Here is a 12185-nt window from a genome sequence, read left to right as displayed (position 1 = left end):
ACTTGAAATGTTGTTTTCAATTGTAATGCCTGTTTATAATTCGGGGTTATATCTAAGTGAAGCCATTGACAGTATCATTGATCAAACTTTTAATTTTGAAGAAAACATCGAAATTATATTAATTGAAAATAATAGTATCGACAATTCGAAAAACATATGTGAAAAATATGCAACAGCATTTCCGAATAATATAAAAATTATTTATCAAGATACACCAAATGTCAGTTTAGCAAGAAATAATGGATTAAAATTTTGTGAAAATAGTGAATTTATAGGCTTTATTGATTCAGACGACAAAATTTCACCAAATGCTATTGCAGAAGTATTAAAGTTTTTTAAAAAACATACCGATATTAATTTAGCGGTGCTGCCGCTATTTTTCTTTGACAATAAAAATGGAGAGCATTCACTTAATTATAGATTTAAAAGTAATAAAAACATTGTAAACATAACTGATAATTACTCTTCTGTTCACTATCACATTGGTGGAACATTTTTTCGGAAAAAAGCAATAGATCGTTTAGGAATTTCTTTTAATGAACAGATGGATTTTTGGGAAGATGTTTTATTTATTAATACTTTTTTAATTAAAGAACAAAAATATGGTCTTATTCCTGATGCTAAGTATTTCTATAGAAAAAGAAAAGAGGAAAATTCTCTCGTAGACACTTCATGGTATAAAAAAAATAGGTATACTTTTTTACTTAAAAATGGTTATGAGGAAATGATCAAAAGATCATTAGAGGAATACGGTGAGGTAATACCTTATATTCAATGCTTAATTCTAAATCATGTAAAGTTATTTATTATTCAAAAAAACAATAACTTGATTTATGAAGTACTAGATGAGACAGAACAACTGGAATTCTTCAGAGAATTATATAAAATTTTAAAATATATGGATGAAAAGTTAATTATCAATCAAAAAATGAAAACATACTTAAAAGAGTATCTGATTTCATTTAAACGATGGGGTTATCCTGTTAATAAACTTATTCAAATAGGAAAAATTGAAAACGAAAAAGTTGTAATTACTTCATGGAGAGTCAATAAATTTTCTATTGAGCTAACTGTGAGTTTGAGTAATGAAGAATCTGCAATTAAAGATGAAAATAATGTTTACATCTCTTATGGAAAAAAATTCATAAGGGCCAAGTTAAACGAACAAACACAAAAGAATATTGTTATTTGGAAAACTACTGTTAGAGATAGAAAATATTCTTCTTACCAATTAAAAATTCCTTTAGGAGTTATTTTTTTTAGGTTTATAGTTGAAAAAGATAATCATTATGTTTATCTCCAAAAAGTCAATGTTTTAAATAAATTATTTAAGAGGTTAATACGAATCTAATTCTTTTCTATAAAACAAAATTCAAAAGGAGAATGAAAACTTGGAACAAAAGAATTTTTTCTTTTCTATTATAATGGCAATTTACAATGTTGAAGAATTTTTAGATGAAGCAATAACAAGCATAATTGATCAGGCACTTGATTTTGAGCATCATATACAGTTGATTTTAGTCAACGATGGAAGTGTTGATGCATCAGGGGAAATTTGCTTAAAGTATAAAGAAGCGTATCCAGAAAATATAGTCTTTATCGATAAGGAGAATGGCGGAGCAAGTAGTGCGCGTAATGAGGGTTTAAAATATGCCAAAGGTAAATATATTAATTTCTTAGATCCTGATGATACATTGTCCCCTTCAACCCTTTTAAAAGTATATGATTTTTTTGAAAAGAATTATTCTAAAGTCGATGTAGTTTCTATTCCAATGATGATGTTTGGTAAAACAAGTGGTCCACACTTATTAAATTATAAATTTGATAAAACTAGGCTAGTTCATATCTTGAAAGAACATACAGGAATTCAATTATCAGCACCAAGTTCATTCGTGAAAAAAGAAGCTGTTAAAAATCACTTTTTTAATGAAGATATGGCCTACGCTGAAGATAGTGAATGGCTGACTAAAATTATAATGAAGCGCCAAGTATACGGTATTGTGTCAGAAGGACAATATAATTATCGACGAAGAGAAGATGCGTCATCTGCAACTCAAACAGGTAAAAATGATAAAAAATGGTATGTAGATTATTTGAAGAATTTCTCTCGAGAATTAATTAATCATAGTATTACAACATTAGGATACGTTCCAAGATACATTCAGTATATGATTGCCTATGACTTGCAGTGGAGAATAAATATAGAAGACAGAACTGATGTTTTGACGGATAAGGAAGTTGAAGAGTTTTTTGACTTGCTAGAAAGAATACTTGCATTTATAGATGACGACATAATCTTTGAACAAAAATCTCTAAACTTGCACAGAAAATATTTTTTAATCAAATTGAAATATCGAAATAAAAAAAATGTATTTAAAAAGATCTTTTTGAATCGTAATGTGAATTTATATTTTAAAGAGAAATTAATTAATTCTATGAGATATGAAGCTATAACAATGGAGCTATTAAGCATTGAAAAGGGGATTTTAACCCTTGAAGGTAATTTTGGTTCATTATTTGATGCCGCAGAATTAGAAGTGAAAGCATGTGTCAACGACAAAATATATCATGCCGAAAAAATTGATAGAACAGTACACAACTTATATTGCTTAAATAAGCCAGTTAAAGAGTACCTGGGCTTTAAGGTTGATATCCCAGTTGGTGAGCTTGCAAATAACTCGAATATTGAAATGATGATTTCATCAAATGGAAAACTAATAAAAGTAAAAATTAACTTTGGACGATTATTCCCGCTGGATAAACATATAGTTGATTTCTATACCAAAAATGGTATAGGGATTTATTTCGATCATAAACTTAATAATTTAGTAGTTCTAAAAGATAAAAATCAGATTATTAGAGCAAAAGAAAAGCGGGCTCAAAGACGTTTTAAGACCTTTAATAAAATAGGTGCTGAGAAAGCATCAAATGTAAGAAAGATTATGGAACACCTCTATAAAATAAAGAAAAATAAAAGAGTATGGCTTTTTATGGATAGAATCAACAAGGCAGATGATAATGCTGAAGCATTATTTGAATATGCAATGCAGCAGAATGACGGCATCAAAAAATATTTTATTATCAGTAAAGATAGTCCAGATTATAACAGGCTGAAAAAAATAGGACCAGTTGTTGCATACGGGTCACCTAAGCACAAATTTTTACATTTACTTGCCGATGAAATTATCTCTTCACATGCAGATGATTATGTAGTCAACCCGTTTGTGAATATGAGGAAATATTATAAGGACTTATTTAAATTTAACTTTGTTTTTCTGCAACATGGAATTACGAAAGATGATATTTCGGGATGGCTTAATAAGTATAAGAAAAATATTAGACTATTTATAACAGCCGCTCAACCTGAGTATGAGTCTATAATTAATGGTCATTATAATTATTCAAAAAGAGAAGTAATTCTAACTGGATTTCCTAGATTTGATAAGCTTGTTAATCATAATCATAAAAAGATATTAATTATGCCAACATGGAGAAATCATTTAGTAGGAAAAATAAATCCGCAAACAGGGAAAAGAGATTACTCACCACTCTTTAAAAACTCAGTTTATTTTAATGAACTTAATAATTTATTAAATGATGCTAAACTTATTAATGAGGCTAATGAAAAAGGATACGAGATCGTATTCTTCCCGCATCCAAATATTGTTCAGCAGTTGAAAGATTTCAACAAAAATAGTTCAGTGAGGATTGCGGACATTAATGAAAGTTATCGAGATCATTTCAATAATAGTGCGATTTTAGTTACAGATTATTCATCCGTTGCATTTGACTTTGCTTATCTTAAAAAACCTGTTTTTTACTTCCAATACGAAAAAAATCACTTGGAAAAAGGGTATTTTGATTACAATTCAATGGGGTTTGGAGAAGTAATTGCTGATAAAGATGCTTTAGTTGATAAGCTGATAAATTGTATGGAAAACGATTGTATAATGGATGCCAAATATATTGATAGAGTAAATCAATTTTATAAGTATACGGATAAAGAAAACTGTAAACGTGTTTATCAACAAATTATTAGTCTAGGAACTAATATTAAAGAGGGAATAAAGAAATGAAAAAAGTAGCGGTTTACGGTAGTTGTGTTACACGGGATAATTTTAACTCTCAATTTAATGCTGATTATAAAAATTTTTTTGATTGTGTATTGACCCAAAACCAATCGTCCATTATTTCAACAATGAGTAAACCTAACTACATTGTTATTGATAATGAGAACATGTCTAATCATGAAAAAAACACTTTAAAGACGGATTTTGAGAATAGCTTTCTAACCGAGATTAAATCTGTTCAGCCAGATATATTAATTTTAGATTTTTTTGCAGATGTGCATTTTGGTTACGTAGAAATTTCTAGCAATCAGTATATTACAAATAACAGGTGGACACTTCCTAAAACAAATTATTATAAACTTTCAATTCAAAATAAAAAGCAAAGCTTTAATATTGAAGATCATTTTGAAAAGTATTTTTCACTATGGAAACAAAAGTTTAATCTTTTTTATAACTATGTGAAATTAAATTGTCCCGATATCAAAATTATCTTAAATAGTGCAAGAAATGTTCATCATTTTTTTGATAAAGAAGATAAGAAAAAGTTGCTTATTAATGGAGGAAACATCAAGATAATTGATGTTGATTATTATAATAGTGTTTGGAGCAAATTTGATGCGTACGTGTTAGACAGCTTCAGTGATGTAGAGGCAATAAGTTTATTCGAAAATAAAAAATATAATTCATATGAAAACCATCCATGGGGCAAATTTTATGTTCATTATACAATGGATTACTATACCAATTTTTTGGACCAGTTAAAAAACTCAGTCTTTAAATAAATAGTATACGGAGGATTCATCGTGAAAATTGAGATAATGAACATTTCTGTAAATCTTAAAAATGATGGGTGGATAATCTTTGGTCATACACACAGAATCGAGGAATTTGAGGGCCTGGCTTTAAAATTAAAGACTAATAACATAGCCTTTGAGCAGCCTATTCAGATAAAGCTTCCTTATTCTTATATGCATAAGGAAGGTTATTTCTTATGTGAAGTGAAATTTGCTCATATAATAAAGTCGAAAAAACTCGCCTTCTCTAATGAGTGGGAATTGACAGTATTAAACCAAGATGCCCAATTACTAATTAGCTGTCTCGATGGTCAACACAAACAAGAAATAAAGCAACCAGATTCTTTGTATTTTGGGGCCTGCTCATTAGTGAATAATAAATTAGTCATTACAGTACAGCCTGACAATGCAAAATTTAGTATATTTAGTATTGAAGAGGGTAATTCACCTGACAAGTTTCATTTGAAACTTCAAATAAAGGGAGAGAAGCATAAATTATTTGAAAACAACGATTTATTATTCGTTCTTTCACGTAGGCCACATGGAACCCTTTATCAGTTTCATGAAGAACAAATAGAACTTGGAAAACTGTCTCAAGCTGATGACCATTTTGAGGTTGACCTTGATTTATATAATCTTCCGGATAATATTATTGTTGACGATTCAAACATTTGGGATTTTTATATCAAATTAGACAATAATTCTGAATCTATTTTGCTTTCTTGTTTAGTTGATAAAGAATTGCCAAGTTCTCTTGATAAATTAAGTGCACTGAGAAGCCACCCATTTCATTATGTCAAATTAAACAAAACAGGAAGCAACTCATTATCTCTGCACACATATCGAAAAGATACAAATATTGCTCAATTAACCTCATTTGAAGAAAATGACAAGATTGTAAGGCTTTATATTAAGATAAATACTAAGATAAATTCACAATGTAAAGTAGTTTTTAGAAAAAGAGAGAAAAAAGGAAATGGTTTCGAATATTATTTTTCTCAAGAATACAGTCTTCTAAATAACGGTGATCGATTTTTTTGTGAGATAGACAAAGAAAATTTGTTAAAATTGCTAAGAAAAGATCATGCGAGTGTATGGGACGTGTTCATTTTAATTGATAGTAAAGACTATGTTTATATTAGCTGTAATGAAAATATTGAGACTGATTATTTTAATATAGCTGATGGATATAAAGTGAAGTTCTTTAAAAATGGTGGAAATCGATTATCTTTGTATATGCTTTTTGACTCAAATAAAGATGCAGATACACTTAATATAGCTGTTTTAGGTACTTGTTTTAGCAGAAATGCATTCAATTCGTCATCATTTTTTAACCCTGATTACAAAAAATTTTATAAATGTTGTTATACACAATTCCATTCATCAGTCATCAGTTTGATGTCTGATCCTGTAGATATAGATTTTAATCAATATAATGATGTTAAAGAAAGTGATCGGCCATGGGTAGAAACGGATTTTAAAAAAGACTTCTTTGTAAAGTTGAAAGAAGCAAAACCGGATTACATTATTATTGATTTTTATTGCGACGCGAGTAAGCCGGTCATTAGAACTCAGGAAAATAATTATGTGACTTGTAACTATTTTATTGAAGTAAGTAAGTTCTTATCAGATTGGGATAACATACACATCATAAATCATCATGAAAATCAGAAGTATTTTGAGCTTTGGAAGAAAAATATTGGTAAATTTCTTGATAAGTTAAAAACCATTATTCCTGAAGATAAAATTATATTGAATAAGGGCAGATTTACCGAAACATATTATGGAATGGATGGTAAAATAAAAACATTTGATGATATTCCAATGATAAGGAGAAATAATTACTTTTGGGATAAATTAGATAATTATTTCCTGTCTATTGCCCCTTCAGCAAAGGTAATAGATTTGTCTGATACAAAGTTTATAGGAGATGAAAGATATCCTTATGGTTTATCTTATTCTCATTATGAATCAGATTACTACAGAGAATTTTTTAACAGATTATTAAAAATCACATCAGAAGACCAAATGAAAAATTAATTACATGAATAGTTCTAAAATAAGGTTGTTGTTATCTTATCTTTTTTTAGAACTATTCTTTTTATATTAGTTGTATATTGGATTTTTAAATTAACAAGTGGGTCTGTCGACTATTACATGAAAAATGAATGAATATCTGTTACAATATTCACCGGTGCTTTCAAATTTCTTTAACCGAAAGATCCAAAAAATCATTTAAGTCTAAGGAAGATAAACAATGAATGCATTAGTAAGAATCGTAAAAGAGCAAGTGACATCGTTTCCTTTAATTTTGCGCTTAGCTTCGTATGAGACAAAGTCTCAGTATCAGATGAATTATCTTGGCGTATTATGGCAGTTTCTCAATCCTCTCATTCAAATGCTGGCGTATTGGTTTGTATTTGGTATGGGGATTCGTAACAGCAAGCCAGTCATAACAGGTATTGGAGAAGTGCCTTTTATTGTTTGGATGCTGGCTGGTTTGATCCCGTGGTTTTTTATTAGCCCGACGATTCTGGATGGATCAAACAGTGTATTTAAACGGATCAATATGGTTGCGAAAATGAATTTTCCGATTAGTTCACTGCCTTCTGTCGTGATTGCTTCAAATTTATTTAGTTATTTTGTAATGATGGGTGTTTATGTCATTGTCCTTTTAGCAAGCGGTGTTTACCCTAGCTTGCATTGGATACAATATATTTACTATTTAATCTGCATGATTGTGTTTATGTTTTCATTTAGTTTGTTTAACTCTACAATCAGTGTGCTTGTCAGAGATTATCAATTTCTGCTGCAGGCCGTAACCAGATTATTGTTCTTTTTACTTCCGATTTTTTGGAATATCTCAGAGCAGCTCGGGAAAAATCACCCGAATCTTCTGCCTGTGCTTAAGCTGAATCCGATTTTTTATCTGATAGAAGGATTTAGGAACAGCTTCTTAGACGGAAAATGGTTTTTCCAAGATATGAAATACACGCTGTATTTCTGGCTGTTCACATTCCTTTTATTATTAGTGGGTTCTATTCTGCATATGAAATTCAGAGACAAGTTTGTTGACTTTCTTTAATACGTAAGGAGATTGTACGATGAAACTAAAAGTTTCGTTTCGAAATGTTTCAAAGCAATATCATTTGTATAAAAAACAATCGGACAAGATAAAAGGATTGTTTTTTCCGGCTAAGGATAATGGTTTTTTTGCTGTGCGGAATGTCTCCTTTGACGTGTATGAGGGAGAGACAATCGGCTTTGTAGGGATAAACGGATCAGGGAAATCAACCATGTCTAACCTGCTGGCTAAAATTATTCCGCCGACCAGCGGTGAAATTGAAATGAACGGCCAGCCGTCGCTGATTGCGATTGCTGCCGGTTTAAATAACCAATTAACGGGCCGGGACAATGTCCGGCTCAAGTGTTTGATGATGGGGTTAACCAATAAAGAAATTGATGATATGTATGACAGCATCGTTGAATTTGCCGAGATTGGCGATTTTATTAATCAGCCGGTTAAAAACTATTCCAGCGGGATGAAATCGCGTCTCGGTTTTGCGATTTCCGTGCATATTGACCCTGACATTTTAATTATTGACGAAGCGCTTTCTGTGGGGGACCAAACGTTTTATCAGAAGTGTGTAGACAGAATAAATGAGTTTAAAAAGCAAGGAAAAACGATTTTCTTTGTCAGCCACTCGATCGGCCAGATTGAAAAGATGTGTGACCGTGTTGCTTGGATGCACTATGGCGAGCTTCGTATGTTTGATGAAACAAAAACGGTTGTCAAAGAGTATAAAGCGTTTATTGACTGGTTTAATAAGCTGTCGAAAAAAGAAAAAGAGACATATAAAAAAGAGCAAACGGAAGAGCGGAAGAAAGAAGATCCTGAAGCGTTTGCCCGTTTCCGCAAAAAGAAGAAAAAGCCGAAATCACTGGCTAATGCCATTCAAATTGCTATTTTGTCTATTCTGACTGTCTTCATGGCGGGAACGATGTTCTTTAATGCCCCGCTTCGTACAATTGCTTCGTTTGGCGCTATTCCGCAAAATGAAGTGAAGAACCATCATGGCGATGCAAAGGGCAAGTCAGAGGAACGCTTAACCGCAGTCAATAAGCAAGGGTTTATAGCAAATGAAAAAGCGGCTGCTTATAAGGATCAGGGTTTTAAACAGAAGGCTGACGTTACACTGCCATTCGGTACAGAGGTGTCGGTAGCTGCAAAAGGCAAACAGGCAGCGAAAATAAAGTTTAACGGACAGTCTTATTTTGTGAAAAAGAGCGCTGTTGCAACTAACATGAAACATGCTGAATTGCATGCTGCTGCATTTACGTCTTATGTCTCGCAAAACGCAGCATCTTCCTATGAATACTTTCTGAAATTCCTGGGAGACAGCAGAACCAGCATTCAATCCAAATTGAATGGATATACTGAAGGGGATACGGCTGACGGCAGAAAAACGTTAGATTTTAATTATGAAAAAATCAGCTATGTGCTGGAGAATGATAAAGCAACAGAGCTTATTTTTCATAACATTTCTCCTATCAACCCGGCGTCACTATCCTTAAGTGATAGCGATGTATTGTATGACAGCAGCAAGAAGCGTTTTCTTGTGAATACAGATGATCAGGTTTTTGCAGTTGATAATGAAGAGCATACACTGACTTTGATGTTGAAATAAAAAAAGGCTATTGGATGAATGTCCAATAGCCTTTTTGTTTAGATTTCTTCTTTGTTTAGTAAACCTTCCATAAATGGAACGAGCTGATCGCGAAGCTCTTTATCCTGCATCGCAAATTCTAGAGTTGTTGTGATAAAGCCGAGCTTTTCACCAACATCATAACGCTTGCCTTCAAAGTCGTAAGCAAACACTCTTTGAATTTCATTCAGTTTTTGAATGGCGTCTGTGAGCTGAATTTCTCCGCCGGCGCCAACCTGCTGCTCTTCTAAATACATGAAGATCTCAGGCGTGAATACGTAACGGCCTAAGATGGCAAGATTAGAAGGTGCTGTGCCTTTAGGCGGTTTTTCAACGAAGTTTTTCACCTGATAACGACGGCCTTCACTTGTCAGCGGGTCAATAATGCCGTAGCGGTGTGTTTCTTCTTCAGGCACCTGCTGAACACCGATAATAGAAGAAAGTGTTTTTTCATATTCATCCATTAATTGGCGCAACCCTGGTGTTTCAGCCTGAACAATATCGTCTCCAAGCAGTACCGCAAACGGCTCATCGCCGATAAAGTTGCGCGCGCACCAGACAGCATGTCCGAGACCTTTAGGTTCTTTTTGGCGGATATAGTGAATGTCAGCAAGGTTAGAAGCCTTTTTCACTTTTTCAAGCAGCTCAGTTTTTCCTTTTTCTTCTAGGTTTCTTTCAAGCTCAGGAGAGTAATCAAAATGATCCTCAATCGCACGCTTGCTTTTTCCTGTTACGATAATAATATCTTCAATACCGGCTTCAACAGCTTCTTCAATTATGTATTGAATGGTAGGTTTATCAACGATAGGAAGCATTTCTTTCGGCATTGCTTTCGTAGCCGGCAAGAATCTCGTTCCGAGACCTGCGGCAGGGATTATGGCTTTACGTACTTTTTTCAATTTCAAAGCACCTTCCTTAAGAACAGATTTAGGGTCACTCTTTTGAATGCTGAGTATTTAAAATGTTTGAGTTTCTTTTCTCATCAATACCCTATTTTCATTCTGTTAAACACATTTAATCATATAAGAAAAACCAATATTAAACAAGAGTCAATTCAGTGACTTTGGGGTCGAGGAAATACAAAAAAATATCATTAATTGATAGATAAAACAGTTTCAACTGATCCGGTATTTCAAGAAACATAACAGCTTTTTCATCTCTAGAGCCTGCTCAGCAAAAGTGATATAATGTAGTTCTGAAAATGTGACTGTACGAATTTATTCGAAAGGTAATAAATAGATGATGACGATTAAGGTTTCTACTCCAAAATTAGCATTTGTTTGTCAAGAGCTGAATGCTGCAAAAAAGTTTAGTATCAATACGATCGATTGGAATTATCCAATGGAAATTGTCACTTTACATCATGAGCCCAATGGGCCCTCTTCTTTTAAAGATACTGCTGTTATTAATATGTACAGCTACTTTAAAGGTTCTGAACCTCAGAAAGATAAAATCAAGCATCCGATTGAACAAGAAGGTTTAACATATATTCAAGAACCAAATAAGCCAATTTATCGTTATTACAATAATGGACGTTATATCAAATATCAAAGGTTTACAGCATCAGGAGAACTTGCTGTCATTGATTACTTTAATGAAAGCAGGCAAAGATTTAAAAGGGAAGAATATGATTTGTCTGGATATGTACATAGCTTAATGTACATGGATCTGGACACTAACAAACCGAAGCAGCATCTTTATTTAAGGGCAGATGGCACTTGTTATATGACAAAATGGTATAAGAATGATGGAACAACTGAAAAAATTGTCATTTTTGACGAAAAAGAGAATATAGTCAGTGTATTGTATTCAGAAAATGAACTTTCCCGTTATTTTCTGAGCCGCTTGATAAAGGAAGCGGATTATTTATTTATGACTTCTGAAGTTGAGTTATATACTACATTAAAATCTCTTTCAGTTGAATATTCTTCCATGTATCTAGGTTTTATAGAGACGAATGAGATGTTGGAAAACCCTGAAAAGGAAATAGGCCACCTTGATGCTTTCGTGGTTCCTTCCTTGAAGAGATATCATGACATAATTAAAAATACGGGGCCTCGCACAAATATTTATTACGTTTCTGAAGAGCCGTTTACCCGCAAGCGTTTTGTGGACAAACTAATAGATCAGGTGCCATTTAATAATCAATTGAAGGATATGAATGTTGAGCTGTTAATGGCAGAATGGCAATCAAAATCCAATTTATATTTGTCAGCCAAGGTTGAATTTAAAGGCTGCATTCCTCCCCATTCTGTTGGCCGCCATAAAATGTATTGGAAGTTAAAAAATAAAAAGAGCGGCACTGAAAGCACGTTTAACGCAAAAGTAAACAGCGAGGAAGAACTAATATTTACCGTAAGCGGTACACTTCGTGTTCACTCTGTATTAGATCAGTTGTCCACCATTGAATTGTATCTCTGTTCCGAGTGGGATAATAGCTTCTTTGCATCAGGTGTGCGAATAACCGATTCAAAGGAAATTCCATTATCAGAACAAAGTATTTCAGGCTGGCAAGTTACTTTAGAAAAAGAAAATAATTATTTGCGTGTTCAGACTGCCGAGGGATTTCGGAGAAAATTAATGAAACGGCTGTTTGTAAAAAAATAGCAGACAAG

General features: G+C 32.6%; 8 protein-coding genes. 7 read left to right on the top strand and 1 reads right to left on the bottom strand.

Annotation, left to right across the window (positions count from 1 at the left end; translation table 11 throughout):
• Positions 1-7 precede the first annotated feature (7 nt).
• From AC07VD_RS02440 to tagH, 6 genes are all read left to right on the top strand, one after another.
• Positions 8-1351, top strand: a complete 1344-nt coding sequence (locus AC07VD_RS02440; RefSeq protein WP_042975193.1) for a glycosyltransferase family 2 protein — start codon at positions 8-10, stop codon at positions 1349-1351.
• Positions 1352-1391: 40 nt separating this feature from the next.
• Positions 1392-4076, top strand: coding sequence for a bifunctional glycosyltransferase/CDP-glycerol:glycerophosphate glycerophosphotransferase (locus AC07VD_RS02435; RefSeq protein ID WP_052728189.1), 2685 nt, complete (start codon positions 1392-1394; stop codon positions 4074-4076).
• Positions 4073-4852: a DUF6270 domain-containing protein gene (locus AC07VD_RS02430; RefSeq protein ID WP_042975194.1), complete on the top strand. Its 780-nt coding sequence runs from the start codon at positions 4073-4075 to the stop codon at positions 4850-4852. Before AC07VD_RS02435 ends, AC07VD_RS02430 begins: the two co-directional genes overlap by 4 nt.
• 21 nt (positions 4853-4873) lie before the next feature.
• Positions 4874-6904 (top strand): DUF6270 domain-containing protein, encoded by a 2031-nt coding sequence (locus AC07VD_RS02425; protein ID WP_124059245.1) that lies wholly within the window; start codon positions 4874-4876, stop codon positions 6902-6904.
• Between the two features lie 217 nt (positions 6905-7121).
• Positions 7122-7949 carry a teichoic acids export ABC transporter permease subunit TagG gene (tagG, locus tag AC07VD_RS02420; protein WP_014665585.1) on the top strand — a complete coding sequence of 276 codons (828 nt, stop codon included), beginning with the start codon at positions 7122-7124 and terminating at the stop codon, positions 7947-7949.
• Between the two features lie 19 nt (positions 7950-7968).
• Positions 7969-9552: a teichoic acids export ABC transporter ATP-binding subunit TagH gene (gene tagH, locus AC07VD_RS02415; RefSeq protein WP_494721564.1), complete on the top strand. Its 1584-nt coding sequence runs from the start codon at positions 7969-7971 to the stop codon at positions 9550-9552.
• A gap of 38 nt (positions 9553-9590) precedes the next feature.
• Here tagH and galU read toward each other — a convergent pair whose 3' ends face one another.
• Entirely contained in the window at positions 9591-10469 is an 879-nt protein-coding gene (galU, locus tag AC07VD_RS02410) for a UTP--glucose-1-phosphate uridylyltransferase GalU (protein ID WP_003227944.1), read from the bottom strand.
• 340 nt (positions 10470-10809) lie between these two features.
• On the opposite strand from galU, the gene AC07VD_RS02405 reads away from it, so the two are divergent.
• Positions 10810-12177, top strand: a complete 1368-nt coding sequence (locus AC07VD_RS02405; protein ID WP_216995548.1) for an alpha-glucosyltransferase N-terminal domain-containing protein — start codon at positions 10810-10812, stop codon at positions 12175-12177.
• The last annotated feature ends 8 nt before the right edge of the window (positions 12178-12185 follow it).

It is taken from the genome of Bacillus sp. GW821-FHT01G09, from assembly GCF_059422205.1.
The sequence above is the reverse complement of the archived record's forward strand: the minus strand, read 5'-3'. Positions and strand labels throughout refer to the sequence as shown.

Excerpts from the sequence above, each read along its gene's own strand:
- tagH (WP_494721564.1), top strand. The coding sequence starts at position 7,969 with ATGAAACTAAAAGTTTCGTTTCGAAATGTTTCAAAGCAATATCATTTG.
- AC07VD_RS02430 (WP_042975194.1), top strand. The coding sequence starts at position 4,073 with ATGAAAAAAGTAGCGGTTTACGGTAGTTGTGTTACACGGGATAATTTT.
- AC07VD_RS02440 (WP_042975193.1), top strand. The coding sequence starts at position 8 with ATGTTGTTTTCAATTGTAATGCCTGTTTATAATTCGGGGTTATATCTA.
- tagG (WP_014665585.1), top strand. The coding sequence starts at position 7,122 with ATGAATGCATTAGTAAGAATCGTAAAAGAGCAAGTGACATCGTTTCCT.
- AC07VD_RS02405 (WP_216995548.1), top strand. The coding sequence starts at position 10,810 with ATGATGACGATTAAGGTTTCTACTCCAAAATTAGCATTTGTTTGTCAA.